The organism is Runella salmonicolor, assembly GCF_024158025.1.
Taxonomy (GTDB): domain Bacteria; phylum Bacteroidota; class Bacteroidia; order Cytophagales; family Spirosomataceae; genus Runella; species Runella salmonicolor.
Window position 1 is genome coordinate 162107 of sequence record NZ_JAMZEL010000013.1, and the last position, 23430, is coordinate 185536.

Here is a 23430-nt window from a genome sequence, read left to right on the forward strand (position 1 = left end):
ATCAACCAAATTTGCATAACAATAGTAATTCAATAGGATTGAGTTACCTATAATTTTAAAATATAACCGTAGGAAATCTCCAAAACTATTACTCCAAAGGCTCTAAAAGCCTTTTTACGTTTAAAAATAAAAATATTAAGTCGATAGAATATAGGTACTATGACAATCCCATTCTCACCAAACGTTAGCGAAGCCGCCCGTCGCGATATATTGGAGCTGGAAAGTAAAATTAGTGTATTTCGCAGCGGTGAAGTACCCGAAGAAGCGTTTCGTAAGTTTCGTCTAGCCCGTGGGGTATACGGACAGCGTCAGCCGGGGGTGCAGATGATTCGCATCAAACTCCCTTACGGGCGTATTACGGCCGACCAGCTGGTGCGCATTGCCGATTGCTCCGATAAATATGCAACTGGAAACCTGCACGCCACCACGCGTCAGGACATTCAACTTCACTTCGTGAAATTGGCAGATTCACCAGCGCTTTGGGCCGAGTTGGAAGATGCAAATATTACCTTGCGCGAAGCCTGCGGCAACACCGTTCGTAACGTAACGGCCTCCGCGCGCGCGGGTGTTGACCCCGAAGAGCCTTTTGATGTTACGCCCCACGCCCATGCTATTTTTGAGTACTTCCTGCGCAATCCGATTTGTCAGGACATGGGTCGTAAGTTTAAAATTGCGGTGTCATCATCTGCGAAAGATTCGGCCTATGCATTTATGCACGATGTAGGGTTGATTCCCGTAGCGAAGCTCGCCGAAGATGGCACCCAAATCAACGGCTTTAAGGTGTTGGTAGGCGGTGGATTGGGCGCGCAACCGCTTTTGGCTAAGGTCGCCCATGAGTTTTTGGAAGAGCGATTCGTGATTCCGTTCATCGAATCGGTGATTCGGGTATTTGACCGTTATGGCGAGCGCGTGCGTCGCCACAAAGCGCGCATGAAGTTTTTGTTGGCTGATATTGGTTTGGAGGAGTTTTTAAAAAGGGTAGAAGAGGAGCAAAAGGCCCTTAAAAACAAAGAATATGCCATTGAGCCTTTGGCCTTTGCGGCAAATGATTTATTAAAGGCAAATGAAAGCAAGCTAACCCGCGAAGATTTGATTGCGGCCGAGACCGAACAAAATACCCCTTATGTGCATTGGCTTAAGACCAACGTTTTTGAACAAAAACAAAAAGGCTGGTACGCCGTACAATTGCGGGTGTTGTTGGGTGATATGCACTCATCCACCGCGCGTAAATTGGCAGATATCGTACGTGAATACGCCGCCGATGACATTCGCGTGACGGTCAATCAGGGATATATTCTTCGTTTTGTGAAAGCCGAAGATTTGCCCGCTATTTATGCAAAACTCAATGAATTGGGCTTGGCAGAACCTGGTTTTGATACCACGGCTGACATTACCACTTGCCCAGGTACGGATACTTGTAATCTGGCGATTTCGAGCAGCTACGGTATTACCCGTGTGTTGGAAACCATGATGAAGGAAGAGTTTCCTGATATTATTTACAACAACGACATCAAAATCAAAATCAGCGGTTGTATGAATGGCTGTGGCCAACACAGTGCCTGCAACATTGGTTTTCATGGCAGTTCCATCAAAAACGGCAAACACGTTTTGCCCGCATTGCAGGTTTTGTTGGGTGGAGGCTTCAATGGAGCGGGTGAAGGAATGATGGGCGACAAAGTCATCAAACTTCCCACCAAACGTGGCCCTGCGGCTTTACGGACGTTGTTGAACGATTATGAAACCAACGCCTTTGAGGGAGAATATTACAACGATTATTTCCTGCGTCAGGGCAACAAATATTTTTATTCAATGCTCAAACCGTTGGCTGATTTGACCACGGTAGTTAGCAGTGATTATGTAGATTGGGACCACGAAGAGCCTTTCCAAACCGAAGTAGGGGTGGGAGAGTGCGCCAGCGTGTTGATTGATTTGGTAGCGACGACGATTATTGAGGCCAACGACAAACTCAGCTGGGCCCATGAAAACCTCGAAAAGAAAATTTGGGCCGATGCCATTTATCACGCTTACAACGTATTTGTAACGGGTGCCAAAGCATTATTGGTGAGCAAAGGAGTGGCGACCAATACACAATACGGCATTGTAAAGGATTTTGACGAGCATTTTGGCGTTGAGTTTAGTGATCTTTCCGAAGGGGTTTCGTTTAAAGAGTTGGTATTCAGTATCAATAAGAACGAACCCACGCAGGAGTTTGCCGAGGGGTTTGTGGCCAAAGCCGCGCATTTTATTGGAAAAGTAAATCAAATTCGTCAGCAACAATTGGAGAGTGAAGGTGAGCCTGAATTAGCGTTGGTGGAATTTGGAAAAGATAGCTAAGATATGAAAGTTACGCTCATAGGTGCGGGACCGGGTGACCCCGATTTAATAACCCTCAAAGGTATTAAGGCCCTAAAATCTGCGGATGTGGTGCTGCATGATGCGTTGGCAAGCACGGAGTTGTTGGAATATTGCAAGCCCGAATGTATCATTGTCAACGTCGGAAAGCGCTTTGCTCAGCATAGCTGTAATCAGGATGTAATTAATCATTTGATTGTAGAATATGCCCAGCAATACGGCCACGTAGTTCGCCTTAAAGGCGGCGACCCGTTTATTTTTGGTAGAGGGTATGAGGAATTGGAATACGCGCAGCGCCACGGCATCGAAACACAGGTGGTGCCGGGTATTTCGAGCAGTTATGCCGTTCCTGCCTTGGCTGGCATACCGCTGACCACTCGCGGCCTGAGCGAGAGTTTTTGGGTGGTGACGGGCACTACCAAAGACCACAAACTCTCGAATGATTTGGCCCTCGCGGCACAATCGTCGGCTACGGTGGTGGTATTGATGGGGATGCACAAACTCTCAGAGATTGTTGAAACCTACGCCCAACTCGGCAAGCTGGAATTACCCGTGGCCATTATCCAAAACGGTACGCGCCCTGAGGAAAAAATTGTAACGGGTAAAGTAGGAAATATTCTACAACTTGTACAGGCTGAAGGCATAGGCTCCCCCGCCATCATTGTGCTGGGAGCGGTAGCCCAACTCGCCGACAACGTAAAAAAATTTACTCAACTTGTGAATTATTAACCCACCCTTCATTAAGTACCTTTTACCTAAGTGGTTTTTGAGCATGATGCTTAAAAATCACTTTTTTTATGTCTGATAATGAAGGTTTTTTGAAGAATTGTGTAGCCAGAGAACGGTACATTTCGTTTTTTGATCAGCAAAGTGTTGACAACTAATATGTATACTATAAGGCATAGTGAAAGTTGAATAAAATAGGTAAAAGTTAAAAAATTATTAACTGATAAGTGTATATTTTGATAGAAAAATATGCAGGTATAAGTCCATATTTGTGCATTTTTTAAACTATTTTGTCTATTATTATAATAATAATGAGTACATAACTATGATAGTTAGTGCTTATTATTTGTTTACCTAAAAAGTATATTTATTTTCACTTAAACTACCGTTAACTAACAACTTTCATTTTCATCATCACTTTTAGAATTTATGTTTTTACTTTGACCTTACCGTGAAAGAAAAAATGGTAAAATAAAAGTAAAAAACGATGAAAGTAAATTCTGAAAAACGCACAAACTTAGCCTGCATTATAGGGCTTATCATAGGGCTTTTGATTTCCTTTTTGTCGGTCAAAGCACAACCTTCAGGATTTCAGAATCAATTAAAGGTAAAGGGTGGAGTGGTAGATGGCCTTCTGAATATGATTGGTATTAGCTTTGACGCGGCCGGGCAAATGTATGCCTGTGAAAGCAATGGGAAGGTTTGGGCACTTCGGTTTGCCGCCAACGGCACTTTACAACAAAAGTATTTGATGCTTGATATTTCAAATGAAGTATTAACAAATGGTGATCTGGGACTGGTATCGATGGTATTGGACCCAGATTTTTTGACCAATGGGTATTTTTATATTATGTACGCCGTAAACCGTCAATTCTTGCTGAATGGTACCAATGGAGGAGACGGTTCAGACCAGACCGGTTCAATCGTGAGGGTTACGCGCTATACGGCCAATATCAATGCAAATCCAAGTTTCACAACTGTGGTGGCCAACAGCCGTTTGGTTTTGCTTGGCACAAGCCCTTCTGATGGTATTCCCATCATTGGTACAAATCATGGTGGCGGCTCGTTGGTATTTGGCAGTGACGGCACGTTGTTGATATCCACAGGAGATGGTGCGATTGCCGGAACCGATCAGGGCAATCAGGGCAATTATACACAGGCCATCAGTGCGGGAGTCATTACCGCAGCCCATAATATCGGTGCGTATCGCTCCCAGCGCGATGATTCGCACAATGGAAAAATTCTTCGTATCAATTCTACAAATGGTGATGGTATCCCTTCCAACCCATTGTATAACGCTGCCGCTCCGCGCTCCGCTCAATCTCGTCTTTGGGCAAAAGGATTTCGTAATCCTTTTAAAATGAACTTGATTCCATCGACCGGAAGCCACCACCCAGAAGATGGCGAGCCGGGAATATTATTGGTGGGGGATGTAGGTAATACGGCTCGCGAAGAAATTAACACTGTTACAGGACCCAATCAAAATTTTGGCTGGCCGCGTTTTGAAGGGATTGACCAGGTTAATTCAGGTTATTCGAATTCTACCTACTGGCCAGCATCCTATCGTAAACCTATTTTTGAATACAGGGGAAGTTCTTCAGCCGCAAATGTATACCTGAATCAAACGACCAAAATTCAAATCGGAACAGCGGCGTTTCCTTATTCTGGTCCTGTCTTTACGGGAAATTCTACTATGGGGGGCGTATTCTACACCGGCACTGCTTTTCCAGCAGCCTACCAAAATGCGGTTTTTTTAGCGGATTTTGACGGGAAATGGATTCGAGTATTAAAACTCAATTCAAATTACGAACCAGCCTCTATCACCCATTTTATGAGCACTACCTATCAGATAGTGCATTTGGCCTACAATAGTTCTGATCAGGGACTATATTATGTGACGGGAAATGGCCTGCCCTGCGATGAGATACATCGTTTAAGTTATAACACTGGCAATATTCCCCCCGTTGCAAAAATAGAGGCCGATACTGCCGCTGGTATATCGCCCTTGCCCGTGGCATTTACGGCCATAAAATCATACGACCCAGAAGCAACAGCCTTAACCTACGAATGGAAAATAGACGATGGCGCGGCTTTTAGTACAGGTTTAGCACCCCACTATGTTTTTAGGCCTCCCGCCAATACGCGAAAAAAATACAAGGTAAAATTGACCGTAAAAGACAACGCAGGCGGAAGCGGGGCACTGAGTAGCAGCGATTCTATCTATATTTATGTCAACAATACGCCGCCTGTGATTGAAAGTAGTAGTTTGGATAATTTGATTCAAATTCCTGAGGGGCAGTCGTATCCCTTGACTTTGTCGGCAGCGGCGTCTGATGCCCAGTCGCCTGCCGACAGTCTTACGTTTAGTTGGATTGTGGGCTTGGCTCATAACGGACATGAGCATCGCAATCCCCCATTAGTGGGTAATTTCATCAATACAACTTTGGACGCCTTGACTTGTGAAGTAAGCGACGCGACGTACTGGTACCGTATTTACCTGACTGTGACAGACCCAGAAGGATTGTCAACCACCTTGCGTAAAGACATTGAAGTGGCGTGCAGTGGGTCAGCTCAGACCCTCAGTTTTAGCCCGATTCCGAATCAAAACATTACATTAAATACAACCACCGCTACGCTGATGGCCTCGGCCAGTTCTTCAGTAGGAGCAACGCCCGTTAATTACTTCGTTACCTCAGGGCCAGCGTACGTTATCGGCAATACGGTCACCTTGACTGGAAAACCGGGGAAGGTTGAACTAAGGGCAACGCAGCACGGCAACGGCACCTACCGCCCCGCGCTGCCAGTTGAAAGGGCGTTTGACGTAAATCGCAGCATTACCAATTATAGTGTTGCCTTTACAGGTATTTCTAATAAACAAGCAACAGACCCGCCTTTTACCCTCTCTGCAAGTACGACGCCCGCGGGAGGAACAATCCAGTATTTGCTGATTTCGGGCCCCGCCACTTTGTCGGGAAATACGGTAACCTTGACTGGCGACGGTGGTACGGTCCGAGTTCGGGCTTTTTATCAGGGAATCTACACTCAAAATGGAGCCTTTGCCGAGCAAACGTTTGAAGTAATATGTCCTAACCAATATACCCTTACAAATCCGATTGCAAACGGGCAAAACAAGGTTTATGAGGCTACCCAAGTGGTAACCGCAACCAATAAAATTCAGTCGGGTGCCAACGTGGTGTATAGGGCGGGAACAACGGTGAATTTGCAGGCAGGTTTTTTGGCAGAACAGGGAAGCGTATTTTTGGCCGAGACGCGGGCGTGTAATCCCGCGGTGGGGGCTTCGGTAAAAGAGCAGAAAATAAAGTAAGGCTAAATGATGGATGTTTTTTGTTTGACAACCGATAAAAACAAGGCGGTTGTCAAACAAAAAAACTGGGCTATAGTGCCTATTACTCAGCGCTTACTTACGGATCTTCGTGATGGTTTTTCCGTCGGAGGTAACGGTGTAAGTGCGGTCGCAGGTACCGTCGCCGTAATCAACCACCGTTTTGGGTTTGTCGGGGCGTTCTATCTCAATGGTGCCCGACACGGGGAAAATTCCGCCTGTGCCTCGGCAGGCTATCTTTGTAATGAGAACCTTTGTGATGGTTGATTTGAACGTTTTGCCGTCGCTGCCCGTGGCGGTGGTGCTGCCCGTAACGAGGATTTCGTCATCGGCACGGTTGAGCGGAGTGCCTTTGGCGTCTTCTTTTCGGGTTTTGGTACTGCTGAAAGCAATCGTCTTACCGTCTTCGGTGGTGATGGTGGTTTCGGTAAAGTCCTCTTTGGTTACCACACGGCCATTTTCAAGCGCTAAGTTGATGGTATGTTTTCCATTGATAATGCGTGGGCCACGCTGGAAGTTTTCGTACGTAATGTTTTGGGTAAACAAGCCAGATGCATCTCTTGGCGGTTTTACGGGGATTTGAATGGTCATTTTGCCGCCTACTTTTCGGCCTTCGCATTGTTTGGCGGTACCATAATCGACCACGATGGTAATAATTCCGTTGGATTCGGTGCGGGAAACGGTCGCGCATTTGTCGGCCTTGAGTGGGCGCTTTCCTGGGTTTCCGGCGCTGTCGGTGCCAGTTTCGGCTGACTCTCGAAGCGAAGAAAGCCCCCCAAATAGTTCATCATTGTACGTAAAAACCGCTTCTGTTTCGTCAATAATTGACTGATTGTCTTCGGCCGCGATGATTTCTTCTTCGGGCGTCGGGCCGGTGTTTTCTTTGTTACAGGCAATCAACATCAACGCTACCCCAGCGGCGGCGGTTAGGCTTTTCCAAGACATTTTGATTTTCATGGAACTTTTAGTTTAAGGTTTAACATTTGTTTTGTGACTGCTTAGGCTTTTGTACGTTAGCTTAGAGAAAAATCTTTGCCTGAAGGTTTAATAGGGGTCTTAACAAAATTTAACAAATGCTGACTACGGACGAATTACGTCGTTATAATCGCCATTTACTGATTCCTGAATTTGGGTTGGCAGGACAAGAACGGCTGAAAGCGGCGCGGGTGCTGGTGATTGGATGCGGGGGACTGGGTAGCCCGATTTTATTGTATTTGGCGGCCGCTGGCGTGGGTACGCTCGGCATTATTGACGGCGACCGGGTGGATGAAAGCAACCTTCAGCGGCAAATTTTGTACGGAACAGAATCAATCGGCAAGGCCAAAGTGGAAGAAACTGCCAAACGCTTGCAATCCCTGAATCCTTTTTGTACGATTGAGCCTTATTTTGAGCAGCTTACGTCTAAAAATGCGCTTGGCATTTTAGAAAAATACGACCTCATTATTGACGGTTCAGATAATTTTCCGACGCGCTATTTGGTAAATGACGCCTGTGTGCTGTTGAACAAACCGCTTATTTACGGGGCTATTTATCGTTTTGAAGGGCAAGTTGCCATATTCAACTACCAAAATAGCCCGAACTACCGCGATTTATTTCCCACACCACCACCGCCCGAACTTGCGCCCAACTGCGCCGAAGCGGGGGTTTTGGGCGTTTTGCCGGGCATCATTGGGAGTTTGCAAGCCAACGAAGCCATTAAACTATTGGCGGGCATCGGCGAGCCGTTGGTAGGTAAATTGTTTGTCATGGATGCCCTTACCTTGACGACCAGAATTATAAAAATACCCCGTTTGCCCGCGCGTTTTATCATTGACAAATTGATTGATTATGATGAATTTTGTGGCATAAAAACCCCAGATTGGGAAATTGAAGTTACACCCGAGCAACTGGCTGAGATGCTGAAAAACAACCTTGATTTTCAGTTGATAGATGTGCGTGAGGCCAATGAATACGCCGTTGATAACCTGGGTGGAGAGTTGATGCCTCTGTCGGTGTTGACGGATTTTACGGGTCAAATAAGTCGCGAAAAAATGGTTGTTATTCACTGTCAAAGCGGAATGAGGAGCCAAAAAGCCATTCAACAACTGCGTGAACAACACGGTTTTATGAATCTGAAAAACCTAAAAGGCGGACTGGCGGCATTTCGGAAAATGCACTAGTAAAATGAGTATTCAACGTATTCTCACCTCCGACGGCTCGCATACATTATGGAACGAAACGCTCAATGCGTATTATCATTCGGTCAACGGAGCCTTGCAGGAATCGCAGTCAATTTACATTGATTTGGGCCTGAAAGAAGCCATTCGCCATTATCGGTTAAGTCCATTTTTTGCCCCTCTAACTGTTTTTGAAATGGGGTTTGGTACGGGCCTCAATGCGTTGCTCACGTGGTTGGAGGCAGAAAAAGCGCAGGTGCCCGTTCGCTACGTGACCGTTGAGGCGCATCCGTTGGCAGAAGAGCTGGTCAGTGGATTGAATTACGACGGGCTATTGGAAACCCACCGATTGTTACAACTTCACGAAGCGGTGTGGGAACAGCCTGTTCAATTCTCTCCGTATTTTACGCTTGAAAAACACCGAACAAAGCTTCAAGATTTTGAGACAACCCTTCAATTTGACGCCATTTATTACGATGCTTTTGCGCCGTCGGCCCAGCCAGAACTTTGGGAGCGGGAGGTTTTTGAGCAATTGGCTGCGCTGTTAAGACCAAACGGCAACCTAACGACCTACTGTTCAAAAAGCTACGTGCAGCGCAACCTCCGTGCGGCGGGTTTTACCGTTGAAAAACACCCCGGGCCAAAATGGAAACGGGAAGTGCTGCGGGCCATTTTATAAACTCATTCCCCCATCCACAAACAGATTTTGCCCCGTTATGTAGCGCCCCGCGTCGGAGCATAAAAATACAGCCATGCCCGCACAATCTTCGGGCTGCCCCATGCCACCTTCGGGCGTGGTCATACGTTGGGCAATTCGCTTTTCCATTTTAGGAACTGGCGCCTGAATGCGGGGTGTATCAATGATGCCAGGAGCTAAATTATTGACCGTAACCCCTTTATCGGCCAATTGAAGCGCTACATTTTTTACTAAATTAAAAACCGCCGACTTGGTGGCGGCATACACAATCATGGCGGGATGGGGCCTAACCTGCTGCACACTGCCAATGGTTAGAATTCGCCCCCAGCCTTTTTTGACCATAGCAGGTGCAAACTGCTGCATCAATAAAAGGGTAGATTTAAAATTTGCATTGACCTGAAAATCAAACTCACTTTCCGTCACTTCTTGCCAATCTTTAGCCACCTGTACCGAAGCATTGATGACCAAAATATCAACGGTATCAGTTATTTTAGAAACGCTTTGGAAAAATTTTTGGGGCCCGTCGGGTTTTGAAAAATCAGCTTTTACAATCTGTACTTTATCTTTGGGTTGGTTGATTTGTTTGGCTACTTGTTGAGCTTCTTTTTTATCACGGCGATAGTGGATGATTACATTGGCGCCGTATTCGGCAAGCGCAATGGCAATTGCTTTGCCAATCCCCTGACTCGAACCCGTTACAACGGCTGTTTTTCCAGATAAATTAAGTCGTTCAGAAAGCATTGTATTTGAGTTTACTTTAACCAATTCATAAAAATTGAAGCAAGACAAAAAATAAGACCAATGTTCACTGGGCCAGGGCTGTGTAATTATTTCAGCAAAACTGGGGCATATTGTGCCCAATTACGATAAGAAGTTAACTTCTTGTGAATCTAGTAGGTGAGTGGTGGTAGAGAAACGGCGAAGATGACCGAAAATCAGTGGGAGTTAAGCATTATAGATCATAAGTAAGTTGTGGTTAAAAAGTCAACAAATAACATAAATCCCTGCCACTTCACGTAGCAGGGATTTTTTGATTATGGGTAAACCGTAAATTACCGCGTTTTTACGTATTCATCCCAGTTGATTTCGGCCTGCGGGCGGGCCAGTTGCCTGAAAATTGTACCACGGTCAATGGTGACATCTACGTTTGCGGCATTGAGGCGATCGTAGCGACGCAAATCTACCCAACGATGTCCCCAAGGCTCGGCCCAAAGCGAATAACGGCGTTGGAACAAGATTTCGTCAATAAGGGCGTCTTTGGTCGTAGCGCCCGTGTAGTTGCCAATACCCGCCGCGGTACGAATACGGTTGATTGCCGCCACTGCTTCTGGGGTTTTATTGAGTTGGGCGTTGGCCTCAGCAGCAATCAGTACCAGCTCTTCATTACGGAAAAATTTCACCTCAGAGGTGTTGAGGGCAAAACGGTTGTCTTGGTACAAACCCGCGAGAGGTGTTCCATCTGAGGTAACCGATACTGGCGCAGTACGTCGGAAAAACTTCGCACGTACGCGGGCATCTCCTGCAATGGTATCGCGCAACACCGATGGGTGTACCACCATCATAGTGGTTACATTGGCATTTTTGACAAAAAACAGCGGGTTAAACGTATCTGGTGGCGCTCCGAAGGTATGGGCAGGGCCCGCCTCTAAACTACCAGTTGCACTATAAAAGGATGCAGCTACTGCATCCAAAGCACCCTGCCAGTCCTGACGATACACGGCTAAGCGCGCCGCAATGGCACGATTGAGTTGACGCAGTCCCGCAATGGTTCCGAAGCCATTCCCTGTGAAACCAGACGTCAAACGTAAAGGAAAATTTCCAGTGCCAGCACCGCTCAATTCAGTATTGCCTTCGTCCAAGATGCGTTTGATTTGGGTAAGAGACTCCGCAAGCGGTAAGAAAGGCCCCGGATTTTGAAGGTCTTTGACATCAATTCGAATTCCATTTTCGTATTGCCCCATTGCCACAATCAGGTATTGGTACGCCATGAGGGTTTTGGCAAAGCCCGAAACCGCATTTTTTTCTTCGGTCGTAAAAGTATTGGTATTGTTAACGGCATCAATCACCGTCAAGGCCTGACGAATGGCAAAATAAGGTTGCTGATACGTATTCAAATACCCAAACATGTTGGCTGTTGCCTGACGCCCGTTCATGCCGAGCCAATCGGTTTGCCAACGAGGGTCAGAGGCGTTTAAGTACCACAATTCACGCCCCATTGTTCCGTACAACATTGTCACGGTAAAGAGATAATCACGGTGGCGTGATTCCAACCCCGTCACCAAGTTTTGCACTTGGGTACGAGACGCGTTTTGACTCACACTTCCCAGCGAAGGGTTGTTGGGGTCGTTGGGAGTATCAAGGCTGAAAAAGTTACAAGAACTCATCATCAACAACAGCCCTGCAAAAATCGGAGTATATAAGTGTATTTTTTTCATGTCCGTAACACATTAAAATTCAACAACTAAATGACCAAAAAAGCGACGCTGAGTAGGATAAGGAGCAATATCTACCCCCGATGCCACGGCTTGTAACCCAAACGTGGAAGTCTCGGGATCGTAGCCACGGTATTTGCTGAATGTCAATGGGTTTTGGCAAGAGAAGCCTACGCGCACCCGTGATATTTTATTGTTGGACCACTTATTCAGGGAAGTGGTGGGTATGGTGTAGTACAACGCTGCTTCGCGCAAACGAAGATAAGAGGCATCTTGTACCCAGCGGTCGGCACCGTTGTGAGGAGCTAAGCCCCGCTGACGGCCATTAGGCACGCCGTCGCCGTTGTCGTCATCGTCCCAGTCAGGAGATGTTCCGCCGCCATCCCACAAAAACTCGGTCAGGTTGATATTGTCACCACCTTGTTTCCAGTGCCAAAGCATGTTGAAATCAAAGTTTTTGAAGAAGTTGATTTCATTGCTCCACGACATTTGAAAATCGGGCTGGTTATTTCCTAAAATATACGCTCCTGTGCGCACACCTTCGGCAGCAGGCGTATCATTGGCGTCACGTGCTGGGCGTGTACCTACGATGGTGGTAGGAGAAAAGCCCTCTTGGTACAGGAACGTCCCTAAAGTTACCCCAAAAGCGCCTGAGTTGTAGGCTGGAATCCCCAACTTGGTGAGCAGAATGTCGTTTTTCCACCACAACACCCGCGAGCTCCAGCGAAACTTTTCTTTTTGGGCAATGGTCCCTCCCAGCGAAAGCTCTACGCCACGGTTTTGGAGTTGGGCTAAGTTAGTAGGTATTGTACTGATACCCACCGCTGGAGAAAGTTGCAAATTCTGGATATTGCTACGGGTTTGCTTATCGTAGTAGGTTGCTTCCAGTTGGATTCGGTTGTTAAATAATCCTAAATCCAACCCAAATTCCAACTCACCCGCCCGTTCAGGTTCGATGGCGGCATTGCCCGCCGCAGTGGTCACCACCGAGCCTAGCAATCCGCCGATATTGGCCGAGTTGAGCGGCGTAAATGTGGTTCCAAAACTTGGTACCCCAGCGGTTTGTCCATAGGCAACGCGTGGCTTGATTTGCGAGAAAACAGAAGATAAGCTCGACGAGCGAATGAAGTCAAAGTTGGCAATGTTGATGGCCAAAGATGCTTTCGGGAAAGCCCAAAACTTGTCGGCATCGCCAATAAGGGTTGATTTGTCCCAACGTACACCCGCCGTAGCGATGATTTTATCATCCCAGTTGGCTTCTTGTTGAACAAACGCCCCTACGTCGGTAATGGTCTGAAAACGTTGGTCAAAAATCTCTTGTACTGTTCCCTGACGTAAGTTGGTTTGACCTCCTGCCAATCCACGCGAGCGGTTGAGCAAGCGGTCTTCGCGGAAGTTAAGCCGCACCGCACCTGCCTGCGACGTAAGATTGACTTTCCCAATGTTCCAGTTATAAACCAACGCCGTTTGGAAGTTGGTATTCACGTTTTCGGTTTTCCCCCAAATCACATCGCCTGGGTTTCCTTGGGCGCGTTGAAATTGCAAATCTTCGGGAAGGTAAACAAAAGTAGTTCCTTGGGTGTAGTCCAAGCCTCCTTGTCCTACCAATTTCAGTAGTGATTTTTCTGATTTGTAAAGATTCGCCGTCAGGTTAAACGACTGAATAAATCGGTTGACATTGGTGTTGTTGATACCACGGTCGGTCACTGCTATGGGATTTTCGGAGAAGTAAGGGTTGTCGGGGTAGCGACCGCTTTCATCGGGGAAAAGATTATAATAATTGGGAACGTAAGCGATGTTGTACCCAATACTCGCCCCTGAGTTATTTTGGTTTCCCGTAAAACCCCGGTCGGAGTTGGTATTGATGTAGTTTGACCCTACGGATAAGGTAATATCGTTGGTCAGTTTATGGTCGATATTGGCCCGTAACGAATAGCGTTTAAAGCCCGTACGGCGAACAATGCCTTTTTCGTCGGTCAAGGCTCCCGAAATGAAAAACTTGGTTTTGTCGCTCCCGCCCGAAATCCCCAAACGAGTGTTGGAAAGTGGTGCCGTGTTTCCGTAAAAATATTTTTCATAATCCCAGGTTTGGCCATTGGCTGCGCGAAAACGCTCTAATTCTATTGGGCGACGCGCGGCGGCAAAAAATGTATTGATTTTCGCTTCCGTCCAGTTGTCCACCCCAAACAGGCGTTGTGGAGTCGCAAATCCGTAGTCTTGGGCAAACGATACCTTTGTTTTGCCTGCACTACCGCGTTTGGTGGTGATGATGATTACCCCAGCATTGGCCCGGGTACCGTAGATAGCCGCCGCCGATGGCCCTTTGAGAACTTCTACGTTTTCGATGTCGTTGGGGTTTAAATCAGAAATACGGTTAGAAGCATCGTCTTGGGTTTCTGCCCCTGCGCCTGTTACCGAGGCACGACCCGAACGATTAACCCCGTTGTTGGCATAAACTCCGTCAATAATGTAAAGGGGCTGGGAAGCGCCTACCAGCGATGAAATACCCCGCAACTGAATAGACACCCCGCCTCCTGGAGCGCCACCGTTGGTGTTCATGTTGACCCCAGGCAGTTTTCCATAAAATGCGTTGTCTACGGTTTGAATTTGGGTTGTTCCCATAAGGTCTTTGGCCGAAAGGGTTCCTACGGCGTTGGCCAGATTGGAACGCTTGATGCTAGAGGCCAAACCAGTCACAACGACTTCCTGAAGGTTTGAAACGTCTTCGATGAGCGTTACATTAATGGTGCTGTTGTTGCCAACAGCCACCTCTTTTGATTGAAAACCAATGGAAGAAAAGACCAACGTCGCGTTGTTTTGACGGAGCGTAATTGAGTACGTTCCATCCGCCCCGCTGGTGGTGCCTATTGTTGTGCCTTTCACAACGACATTCGTTCCTGGGATAGGGGAGCCATCGGCGGATTTGACCGTTCCGCTGACTTGGTTTTGGGCAAAGGCAATTGCGGTTAGTAACCACATCCCCGTCGCAAAGAATAGCCTTGCCATCGAAAAATAGGTAAATTTTAACATGAATTTGGTGATTTAGTTTATATTGAAATGGTTCATTCAACTCAAAAACAAAAGCGGATGCTTCAATGTTTTGAAACCAAGGTGGCTATAAGCCAGAGAAGATTTTTACGCTGTTGCGAGAGAGTTGTTGAGAGCAATAATATTGAAATAATTCTAATCTTAAAAAAAATATCCCTAAAAATTGTTGCTATTTAGGGATACAATAAAAACAAAAAAGTAGAGCCCCCTATCAATGAGTATAGGAGGCTCTACTTAAAATCTATTGAGAAATTATAAACTCTTCAAATACGCAATGCTTTTTGGCACTTGCTCATACCAAGTGGGGCTTTCATCTTCGATGAAATAATGCTTAATACCGATTTTCTTGGCTTCTTTGATGACGCCCGCTACGTCGACTTGCCCTGTGCCCAACACTACGTCGTTTATCAAGGGCGTACCGCCCGTCAAATCTCCTTTTACGCCATTTCTGAGGTCTTTGAGGTGAATGAGCTTAAAGCGCTTTCCGTATTTTTTTAACAAACTAACGGGCTCAGCTCCACCGTGAAACGCCCAAAGAATGTCTAATTCAAAGGATACATATTCGGGGTTGGTGTTTTTGACAATGTAGTCAAACAACGTTCCGTCTTCGTAAGGCTGGAATTCGTAGCCGTGGTTGTGGTAGCAAAAGGTGATGCCATTTTCTTTCAGCACTTTGCCAATCATGTTAAAATCATCCACGGCTTTTTTGGCTTCCTCAAACGTAAAACCACCTTTGACTTTGTGCGGAATCCATGCGCACATAAGGTAGCTAGAACCTAGCAATTTGGCCGTTTTGGCCGCCGCGGCGGGGTCTTTTACCAATTGTTCGTAGCCTCCGCCCGTTCCGGGAATTTTGATGCCGCGCTCTTCGCACATTTTTCTGAATTCTTCGGGCGTGGTGCCTTTGGCAGCTCCGCCTTCTAGTTCGGTGACTCCCAACATTTTAAGCGTGTCGAGCGTGGCGGCTACGCCTTTAGGAAAACTGGCGCGGTAAGTATAGGCCTGCATTCCAATAGGGAACGTGTATAATTTGCCTTTTTGGGCAAAAACTTCGCCAATGGCACTGACAAGTAAAAGAGCAAGGCTTAATAAAATGGTTGTTTTTTTCATTGTATTCATTTTGAGTTAGTTACTGTTTTTTTTTACCACCGAGAAACGGAGTTACACCGAGAAATGAGGATTGGGATTATAACTTTCGTTTTTTCAGTTGCTTCACGGCATAATCGGCCGCGCGGGCGGTAATAGCCATGTAGGTCAGAGACGGATTTTGGGTGCCAGTGGAGGTCATGCATGCACCGTCGGTGACAAATACGTTTTTGCAACTGTGTACCTGATTCCATTCGTTTAGCATCGACGTTTTGGGGTCTTTACCCATGCGAATGCCGCCCATTTCGTGAATATCTGAACCTGGGTTAGCGTGGGTATCCACCCCCCGAATGTTCTTAAAGCCCGCCAACGTAAACATTTCGGTGAGTTGTTCGAGGTAGTCTTTCACCATTTTGTCGTCATTTTCCGTCCACTTCACCGACGTCACTAACTGGGGGATTCCGTAAGGGTCTTTTAGGTTCGGATCCAAACGGACGTGATTGCTTTCAATGGGCACGGTTTCGCCCATCATCCACGCGCTGATGTTCCAGTTGCCCAATTGCGGATGCAGGAGCGCATCTTTGAGCTCTTCGCCGATTTCGGCCTGTCGCGTAAGGCGTCCCCTGCCGCCACCGATGCCCGTGGCATAGCCGCGTAGAAAATCACTTTCCTGTTTGTGTAGATTCCTAAAACGCGGAATGTAGGCATTGCTGGGGTTTTTGCCGTCGGTCATTTTATCATAGTAGCCTTCATATTCGGCGTTTATGCGGCCGCGATAATTATGCCACGCAATGTATTTCCCTAAGGTGCCGCTGTCGTTGCCCAGACCGTTGGGGAAGCGGCTTGAAATAGAATTCAACAAAATCAAATTGCTGTTGAGCGCCGATCCGTTGACAAAAATGATTTTAGCGTAAAATTCAATCACTTCCTTGCTGTTGGCATCTACTACGCGTACCCCGGAAGCACGCTTTTTTTTCTCATCAAAAATAATGGAATGTACCACCGAATGCGGGCGTAGGGTCATGTTGCCCGTTTTGGCCGCCCACGGTAAAGTGGAGGCATTGCTACTGAAATAGCCACCAAACGGGCAGCCACGGTTGCAGAGCGAACGGTGCTGACATTTGGCGCGGCCTTGGTCGTAGTGGATTTGCTGCGGGTCGGTAATGTGCGCACAACGCCCCTGAATCACGTGGCGGTCTTTGTAATTTTTGGTGATGGCCTCCTGAAAATGTTTTTCGATGCAACTCAACTCAATCGGCGGCAAAAACTCACCATCGGGCAATTCTGGCAAACCGTCTTTATTGCCCGAAATTCCCGCAAATTTTTCAACGTGGCTGTACCAAGGCGCAATATCAGCGTAGCGAATGGGCCAATCGGTCGCAAACCCATCGCGGGCGGGGCCTTCAAAATCAAAGTCCGACCAACGTTGTGTTTGACGCGCCCACAACAGCGATTTGCCGCCTACGTGGTAGCCACGCGTCCACTGAAACGGCTGTTCTTCCACAAACGGCTGTTCACCAGGCTTTAAGGCCCAGTGCATGGTTTCTTCGCGCATGAAACTCGCTCGGCCGTTGGGGTATTGATTGCGGATTTCCAACGGCACTTGGCCCCGATGCTCAAATTCCCACGGATGTTTATTGGCGGTTGGATAATCGGTTACGTGTTGTACATCACGGCCACGCTCCAAAACAAGGGTTTTCAATCCTTTTTCGCACAGCTCCTTTGCTGCCCAGCCGCCGCTGATTCCTGAACCAATCACGATGGCGTCGTAGGTACGGTCTTTGATGGAATCTATATTAAGGTATGACATTTGAGTATTGAGTAAAGAACATGGGGGATAAAGTATTGGGTCTTGAGTACTAACATTGGGGTTTCAGTAAAGAGAAAAATCCCAATACTTACTTCTGAATACTCACTACTGAACTGGTACACACCCGTAATAATGCCCTGGCGCTTGATTGTATTTCAGGTGTTTGGTCTGAACGTATTCGGAGGTGGTAAACCCGAGAATTGTCAGTGATTTTACAAGTGTCAAATAGTCTTTTTGCATCTGGTCGGTCGACATTGCTACCTTACCCAAAACGTCTTTACGCTGGAGTGAGTTGCAATCAACGAAGGCCCGGAGATAGCGGTCTTTGGCGATTGCATCGGTCTTTTCAAGGCCTTTTTTGACATTTTCCTGCACGCCTTTTTCGTAACAATCCACCAACATTTTTTGGATAAAATCTGGCACGCCCAAGTCTTTGGCTCCGGGGGTATCGGTCGTTGGAATGATAGTGTCTACCACCGAAACTAGCAAGGCTTCTTGTTGAGGCGAAAGATTTAACGCCCACCTTTGGATAGTGCTCGGGCTCCACGCTTCCGCCCAAGTGGGCAAAACGACGAATCCACCTGCGGCCAAGGCGACATTTTTAAGAACTTCCCGTCGGTTCATGTCGTGAAAATCGTTTAGATAAAGTTGGGACAGTGCTATTGGAAGAAGAAACCATCTTTTTTTATTAAAGTCCGAAGTGCTATTTATTTACTGAATGGCTATTTTCTGTCCATTAACTGCCATGCTTGGTCAATTCCATCATAAATAAACATGAGACCTGTCATGCCTCTGTATTGTTGAACAGTATCAATGATAAAACCGCCCCCTATATCGAAATGAAGTTTATTGGCGGAATTAGTTGAGCTAGAAGCTAAATAGATTTTTAATTCGGCTCCTCTCCCCACCATGATATAAACAACCCGACCATCTACTCCTCCCGCAATGCCTTTGAGATGTACTGTTCCGGGGCCATCAAATCGAATGACAGATTTACCATTTCGGTCTAAGTTGTCGAATGTAATGTCGTTTGTGTTAAAACTTTTGGTTTCGATTGCTAACTCTAGGTCGCCATTTAGGGTAAGTGTAGAAGAGGGGCTGTCATCACCGATTCCTACATTGCCATTGCCCTGAATGGTCATTTTATTGGTGGTGTTTATGGAGTTATTTTCAGTGGTATAAAAATTTATTTTTGCTCCGTTATTGACATCTGTCCAGTTTTGGTTAGCAACCATCTCAATCCGAGCTCTGGACGAAGTATAGCCAGTGCCGTTGTACCCTTTGGCTCCGAAGCGTGCCAGAATGTCATCTTGTAGGGTGGGGGTGGGGGTGATAGTACTGCCTCGGGCGCCAATCCCGAAAATGGCTGGGGCATCACCACCGTAGCGATAAATAGCAATTCCCCGGTCTGAATCATTAGGTTGTTGTACTTCCAATTGATGATCGGGAACCGTAGTGAGATAATTGCCAATTCCTACTTTGCCATCATGGTTTACAAACAGCCGACTCAACGCCAGAGTTGTATTGTTTTGAGTCGTAAAAATCTCAGCTTGTGTTCCGCGGTTGTTGTCGTTCCAATTTTGAGTAGCTTTAAATCGTATTGCTCCCTGAATACCCGTAAATGATCCGCCTGCGTACCCTCGTCCTTCGACGCTGAGCAACAAATTGCCCGATTCGGTGGCGGATGGGTTGGCGTGACTTCCATTGATTTTCACTCCGATAAGATTGGGAATGGCCGTACTTCGAAGAAATACATTCTCGTATTGGGTATAATCCGTCTCGATTCGGTTGGGTCGAATCAGAATACTTTGGCAAAAAGAAGCGACGTTGGCACACACGATGGCAAGGGCAAGGATAAGCTTTTTCATAGTCTGATTAAGTAATTGAGTAAAATACTATTGCAGCAGAAATGACAATTCTAAGTTACTCAAATCTTAGACGAGAAAGCATTAGTCCCCCAATTTTCTCATCGCTTCCGCGTAGCGGCGGCCCAGTTCGCGGGCGGCGGGTGCGTCAAAATGCGTTTTATCTCCTTTCTCCGCCAACCCTGCGGCTTCAACGCAAGCCGTGTGTTTAACTTTTTTAGGTAATTGGCGAAGTTGCTCGTTGATATCTTTTGCTTCGGGAATACGATTCACGAAGAAATCGCCCAACGTACCAACCACAAACGGCACCTTACGGGCCGATAATTCTTTGCGAAAACGCTTGATGAGCGCCTCTAATTTTTGGGTATAACTTCCTACCAATGCGGGCTTGCTGTCGCTTTCACCCTGGTGCCACAAAATGCCTTTCAATTTTCCCGCTGGTAGTGCCGCTTTTGCCCGACGAAGGGCATCGTCGTAAGGATAACTTTTGGTTTGGTCGTGGTAGCCACCCGGTTGCCACGAGTCAATGGCCGACCCACCCACGGCGGCTGGTACCAGACCAATGATGACAGACGTATCGGCCTCGGCCATTACGCGGGCAAATTCTAGCCCAGGTCCAACGCCCGCTTCGGGTTTGTCGAAGTGCATGGGCGCAACGGCAGGCACCCACTGATTGTCTTTGTTAAGCATCCAAATCCGCGGATGTGGCGTGCGGTCAGACTCTTCCACCTTGCCGCGTCCTGCCATGTTTGATTGACCAACTAGCAGATACAGATGCAGTTTTTTGCCCTTAAAATCAGGGTTTTGGGCCATTGATTCCAAAGAAAAAAGGGCGAAAACATAGAAGAATAAGTGTTTCATAAGGGATTGATTTACTTTGTGGCCCTTGCTAAACCATTGCTGTAAAAAAATAATGTTGACCGCAATGGATTTTCGCAATGGACGCAAGGATAGATTAATCTTTAAAATATTTTTCCAAGACTTCTTTCGGTTGCCATTGGTCGGGTTTGCGTACAACGTTTTTGTAATCAAATACTTGTGATGAAATCTCAGCTGCAGTCAACGGGAAAGTATCACCGTATAGTTGCTGATGTTTTCTTAGGTCTTCCATCATTGTTTTTACTTTGGCGGTGTATTCGGGTTTTTGAGCCAGATTATTGAGTTCGTGCGGGTCAGTTTGTAAATCAAATAGTTGGACAAAATCAACTTTTGGATAACGAATCAATTTCCAACGTCGATCACGAATAGCGCGCTGCGAGAACGTATAGGCCGTAAAGACTTGCTCGCGCACCGATTGGGTTTTGTTCTGAATAATTCCCGATAAATCTTTCCCTTCTAAATCTTTGGGAGCAGCTACGTTGAGCATTTTACAAATTGTTGGAAACAGGTCGAACAGATACACAAAAGCGTCACTTTTTTGGTTTTTAGGAATTCCTTTTCCGCTCATAATCAGCGGCACTCTCATGCTGTGTTCGTAAAGATTCTGTTTCCCTAGCAGGCCATGACTGCCCATCGCCAAGCCGTTGTCAGCGGCAAAAACAATGATGGTATTTTTGTCTAATCCTTTCTCTTTCAGCTTCGCCAGAATCTTCCCAATGGCTTCGTCTAAGTGCGTAATCATGGCATAATACTCCGTGAGCTGTGATTTGATAACCTCGGTGGTTCGCGGATAAGCGGCCAGCATCTCGTCGCGCACGGTCATATCGCTGCCAAAATTGAAGGGATGCGCGGGCATAAAGTTTGGCGGAAGCGGCGCCGTTCCGTAGCGTTTGAGATAATCGGGCAAAGGCGAGCGCGGGTCGTGCGGGGCCGTAAACGCTACGTACGTGGCAAAAGGCTTATTGGCCGATTGTTTATCTAAAAACTGAATGGCCGTTTCGGCAAAATGATCGGTAGAGAATCCTTTTTTGATGGGGAGCGTAAAGGTTCCGTCGGGTTTCAAATCACACATCGGAGTTTGATAATGGTCGGCCATTCCGCCGAGCATCACGTTTTTGGCTTCCATAAAACTCGCTCCTACGGCGGCGGGTTCGTTGTGCCATTTGCCCGTCATAAAAGTAGAATAGCCATTTTGGCGCAGTAGCATCGGCCACGTAGTGACGCCATTTAGTTTGTCAGTTACTCTAAAAAAGCCTTTTCCGCTCATCAACATCGCGCGGCTAGGCGCACAAACGGCTCCATGATTGCCCCCCAAAATATGCGCCTCGCTGAACAACATACCATTGCGCGCCAATTGGTCGAGATTGGGCGTTTGGACGTAAGGATTGCCGTAACAACCCAAAGCATCGGCGCGGAGATCGTCGGCAAAAAGGAAGAGAATGTTGGGTTTGGGAGATTGGGCGTAAACTGACTGATAAAGCAGAAAACAGAGTAATATAGATACGTTCCGAATCATGGAGTTGCCGTTGGTTTATTTCTGCTTTTAAAAAGCATTTTTTGGCAACCAACTACTAGATGTATCTCTTTCAAAACAAAATACTGGGCTTGATAGAATCCGTAGCGCCTTGCAGATAGCACAGAGGCCTATCTGGCCTGACTATCGTCTGACCTTCCACAGAATTAGAAATCCCCGTAGTTCACCTGTAAACACGGCAAACCCAGCTCCAAGCGCCACAAATCCACGACTTGATTGCGGTCGTCGAGCACGAACTGTACGAAATATTGCCCTTTTATGTGCGCTTCGTAAAGCTCTTTTTTGACAACAGCATCTTTGCGCATATCTCCCGTCGTACGCATATAGAGCGCGTGATAAGGGATGTTGTTGTATTTCAGCCAATTGAGCGTCGGCGTTCGCGCTTTCTCTTCTCGGCCCGACATCAAAATAATTTTAACGCTCAAAGTGTAATAATTTTTGAGGATTTCGGCAATGGGCTGGTTGAGGTCATCCAATTCGCACGACAGGGCATCGTAAGGGCTTCGGTTTCTCAAAATAGCCAACGTGCCGTCCAAATCACACAGGATAGCAGGTGGTAAATTTGGGTCTTGGGGCTGATAGTGTGGCCCGCGCTCATCGCCCAATACATGGGTTTTGTACATGCGCAAAATCACGTCTCGGCCTACTTTTTTCTCCCGCACTTCATCCCGCGCCAAGCTTTCTTCCAGCGAAGTGTTCATTTCCCGAATCTCAATTTTCACCTCCTCACCCGTGTCTTTGGTATATTTTTCCACCACCTGACGAATGCGCTCCACGGGTCGGTCCGAAAGATTAGTATCATCAACAATGACGTGTTTTCCATCACGCAGGGCTTCCACCAACATCATATCACGGACACGCTCTACAAATTTTTCATTGTTTTTGGAATGCTCGCTGTTGTCGAGCATGGCGCGGAGCTCGTCTTTGTTGAGCCGCTTGTACATGCCTTTATTTTCATCCAACAGTTGTCGGGCGAGGGTGGATTTTCCACTCGCAGGCAGGCCCCGTAGTAAGATTACTTTTTTCATTTTTTATATATCATAATTGGCAAACGGCTTCTGAAAAGTTGGCCGAATTTGTTTCCAGATAATTTCGTCATACGGTTTTTGGTCAAACATTTTGAACAAAACCGCCGGATAACGACAGGTTTGAAAATACAGTGCGGTGTCTTTGCGGGTTTCTAAAATTCGAAAACCAGCTTTACAAATCGCTTCAATTTCTGCAAATTTCGCCAAAAGCTGTGTGTGGGTTTCTTTCACCCAATCATAAAATTCATCGGGTACTTTTTCCAAAATCGGCGCTAAATCCTGCCCCGTTTTCAGATATTCCCAAATGCTGACGTTCGACACGCCCGTCACAATTCGGTGGATGCGCTGGTATTGGATCAAAACCAAAAGTTGTGGAGTAACTTAGATTAAGCATATATCTGAGTTAGCCGATACAGGAAGAATTCTACGTTTCTTACCCCTCTGAACTGACTTCTGAACGCTTTGATTTTGGCG

Annotated in this window: 17 protein-coding genes; 5 read left to right on the top strand and 12 right to left on the bottom strand. The window is 46.7% G+C overall.

Going from position 1 to position 23430, the window contains the following annotated elements; all coding sequences use genetic code 11:
- Positions 1–159: 159 nt before the first annotated feature.
- From NCI00_RS24095 to NCI00_RS24105, 3 genes are all read left to right on the top strand, one after another.
- A complete protein-coding gene (locus NCI00_RS24095; RefSeq protein WP_253531999.1) occupies positions 160–2334 on the top strand; it encodes a ferredoxin-like domain-containing protein in 2175 nt (724 codons plus the stop codon).
- Positions 2335–2337: 3 nt separating this feature from the next.
- Complete coding sequence (cobA, locus tag NCI00_RS24100) at positions 2338–3081, top strand: uroporphyrinogen-III C-methyltransferase (protein WP_253532001.1); 744 nt, start codon at positions 2338–2340, stop codon at positions 3079–3081.
- A gap of 484 nt (positions 3082–3565) precedes the next feature.
- Positions 3566–6403, top strand: a complete 2838-nt coding sequence (locus NCI00_RS24105) for a PQQ-dependent sugar dehydrogenase (protein ID WP_253532003.1) — start codon at positions 3566–3568, stop codon at positions 6401–6403.
- Between the two features lie 93 nt (positions 6404–6496).
- Here the strand turns inward: NCI00_RS24105 and NCI00_RS24110 are convergent, their stop codons facing one another.
- Positions 6497–7378 carry a hypothetical protein gene (locus NCI00_RS24110; protein ID WP_253532005.1) on the bottom strand — a complete coding sequence of 294 codons (882 nt, stop codon included), beginning with the start codon at positions 7376–7378 and terminating at the stop codon, positions 6497–6499.
- A gap of 116 nt (positions 7379–7494) precedes the next feature.
- Between NCI00_RS24110 and moeB the strand changes: the two genes are divergently transcribed.
- Entirely contained in the window at positions 7495–8580 is a 1086-nt protein-coding gene (moeB, locus tag NCI00_RS24115; RefSeq protein WP_253532007.1) for a molybdopterin-synthase adenylyltransferase MoeB, read from the top strand.
- A gap of 4 nt (positions 8581–8584) precedes the next feature.
- On the top strand, positions 8585–9256 hold the full coding sequence (gene mnmC2 / locus NCI00_RS24120) for a tRNA (5-methylaminomethyl-2-thiouridine)(34)-methyltransferase MnmC2 (RefSeq protein WP_253532009.1): 672 nt from the start codon (positions 8585–8587) through the stop codon (positions 9254–9256).
- Here mnmC2 and NCI00_RS24125 read toward each other — a convergent pair.
- The 11 genes from NCI00_RS24125 to NCI00_RS24175 all read right to left on the bottom strand — a co-directional run bounded on the left by NCI00_RS24125 (position 9251) and on the right by NCI00_RS24175 (position 23322).
- Positions 9251–10015: an SDR family NAD(P)-dependent oxidoreductase gene (locus NCI00_RS24125; RefSeq protein WP_253532011.1), complete on the bottom strand. Its 765-nt coding sequence runs from the start codon at positions 10013–10015 to the stop codon at positions 9251–9253. The genes mnmC2 and NCI00_RS24125 overlap by 6 nt on opposite strands.
- Before the next feature lie 311 nt (positions 10016–10326).
- On the bottom strand, positions 10327–11709 hold the full coding sequence (locus NCI00_RS24130; protein WP_253532012.1) for a RagB/SusD family nutrient uptake outer membrane protein: 1383 nt from the start codon (positions 11707–11709) through the stop codon (positions 10327–10329).
- A gap of 12 nt (positions 11710–11721) precedes the next feature.
- Positions 11722–14736, bottom strand: a complete 3015-nt coding sequence (locus NCI00_RS24135; protein WP_253532013.1) for a SusC/RagA family TonB-linked outer membrane protein — start codon at positions 14734–14736, stop codon at positions 11722–11724.
- A 270-nt stretch (positions 14737–15006) separates the two neighbouring features.
- On the bottom strand, positions 15007–15864 hold the full coding sequence (locus tag NCI00_RS24140; protein ID WP_253532014.1) for a sugar phosphate isomerase/epimerase family protein: 858 nt from the start codon (positions 15862–15864) through the stop codon (positions 15007–15009).
- 76 nt (positions 15865–15940) lie between these two features.
- Complete coding sequence (locus tag NCI00_RS24145; RefSeq protein WP_253532015.1) at positions 15941–17650, bottom strand: GMC oxidoreductase; 1710 nt, start codon at positions 17648–17650, stop codon at positions 15941–15943.
- 105 nt (positions 17651–17755) lie between these two features.
- Positions 17756–18274 carry a gluconate 2-dehydrogenase subunit 3 family protein gene (locus NCI00_RS24150; RefSeq protein WP_253532016.1) on the bottom strand — a complete coding sequence of 173 codons (519 nt, stop codon included), beginning with the start codon at positions 18272–18274 and terminating at the stop codon, positions 17756–17758.
- A gap of 98 nt (positions 18275–18372) precedes the next feature.
- Positions 18373–19518, bottom strand: a complete 1146-nt coding sequence (locus NCI00_RS24155) for a hypothetical protein (protein WP_253532017.1) — start codon at positions 19516–19518, stop codon at positions 18373–18375.
- A gap of 81 nt (positions 19519–19599) precedes the next feature.
- Positions 19600–20376 carry a sialate O-acetylesterase gene (locus NCI00_RS24160; protein WP_253532019.1) on the bottom strand — a complete coding sequence of 259 codons (777 nt, stop codon included), beginning with the start codon at positions 20374–20376 and terminating at the stop codon, positions 19600–19602.
- A gap of 94 nt (positions 20377–20470) precedes the next feature.
- Entirely contained in the window at positions 20471–21910 is a 1440-nt protein-coding gene (locus tag NCI00_RS24165; RefSeq protein WP_253532021.1) for a sulfatase family protein, read from the bottom strand.
- A 164-nt stretch (positions 21911–22074) separates the two neighbouring features.
- A complete protein-coding gene (locus NCI00_RS24170) occupies positions 22075–22956 on the bottom strand; it encodes a phosphatase domain-containing protein (RefSeq protein ID WP_253532024.1) in 882 nt (293 codons plus the stop codon).
- A gap of 3 nt (positions 22957–22959) precedes the next feature.
- Positions 22960–23322: a hypothetical protein gene (locus NCI00_RS24175; protein ID WP_253532026.1), complete on the bottom strand. Its 363-nt coding sequence runs from the start codon at positions 23320–23322 to the stop codon at positions 22960–22962.
- Positions 23323–23430 lie beyond the last annotated feature (108 nt).

Excerpts from the sequence above, each read along its gene's own strand:
- NCI00_RS24095 (WP_253531999.1), top strand. The coding sequence starts at position 160 with ATGACAATCCCATTCTCACCAAACGTTAGCGAAGCCGCCCGTCGCGAT.
- cobA (WP_253532001.1), top strand. The coding sequence starts at position 2,338 with ATGAAAGTTACGCTCATAGGTGCGGGACCGGGTGACCCCGATTTAATA.
- NCI00_RS24105 (WP_253532003.1), top strand. The coding sequence starts at position 3,566 with ATGAAAGTAAATTCTGAAAAACGCACAAACTTAGCCTGCATTATAGGG.
- NCI00_RS24110 (WP_253532005.1), bottom strand. The coding sequence starts at position 7,378 with ATGAAAATCAAAATGTCTTGGAAAAGCCTAACCGCCGCCGCTGGGGTA.
- moeB (WP_253532007.1), top strand. The coding sequence starts at position 7,495 with ATGCTGACTACGGACGAATTACGTCGTTATAATCGCCATTTACTGATT.
- mnmC2 (WP_253532009.1), top strand. The coding sequence starts at position 8,585 with ATGAGTATTCAACGTATTCTCACCTCCGACGGCTCGCATACATTATGG.
- NCI00_RS24125 (WP_253532011.1), bottom strand. The coding sequence starts at position 10,015 with ATGCTTTCTGAACGACTTAATTTATCTGGAAAAACAGCCGTTGTAACG.
- NCI00_RS24130 (WP_253532012.1), bottom strand. The coding sequence starts at position 11,709 with ATGAAAAAAATACACTTATATACTCCGATTTTTGCAGGGCTGTTGTTG.
- NCI00_RS24135 (WP_253532013.1), bottom strand. The coding sequence starts at position 14,736 with ATGTTAAAATTTACCTATTTTTCGATGGCAAGGCTATTCTTTGCGACG.
- NCI00_RS24140 (WP_253532014.1), bottom strand. The coding sequence starts at position 15,864 with ATGAAAAAAACAACCATTTTATTAAGCCTTGCTCTTTTACTTGTCAGT.
- NCI00_RS24145 (WP_253532015.1), bottom strand. The coding sequence starts at position 17,650 with ATGTCATACCTTAATATAGATTCCATCAAAGACCGTACCTACGACGCC.
- NCI00_RS24150 (WP_253532016.1), bottom strand. The coding sequence starts at position 18,274 with ATGAACCGACGGGAAGTTCTTAAAAATGTCGCCTTGGCCGCAGGTGGA.
- NCI00_RS24155 (WP_253532017.1), bottom strand. The coding sequence starts at position 19,518 with ATGAAAAAGCTTATCCTTGCCCTTGCCATCGTGTGTGCCAACGTCGCT.
- NCI00_RS24160 (WP_253532019.1), bottom strand. The coding sequence starts at position 20,376 with ATGAAACACTTATTCTTCTATGTTTTCGCCCTTTTTTCTTTGGAATCA.
- NCI00_RS24165 (WP_253532021.1), bottom strand. The coding sequence starts at position 21,910 with ATGATTCGGAACGTATCTATATTACTCTGTTTTCTGCTTTATCAGTCA.
- NCI00_RS24170 (WP_253532024.1), bottom strand. The coding sequence starts at position 22,956 with ATGAAAAAAGTAATCTTACTACGGGGCCTGCCTGCGAGTGGAAAATCC.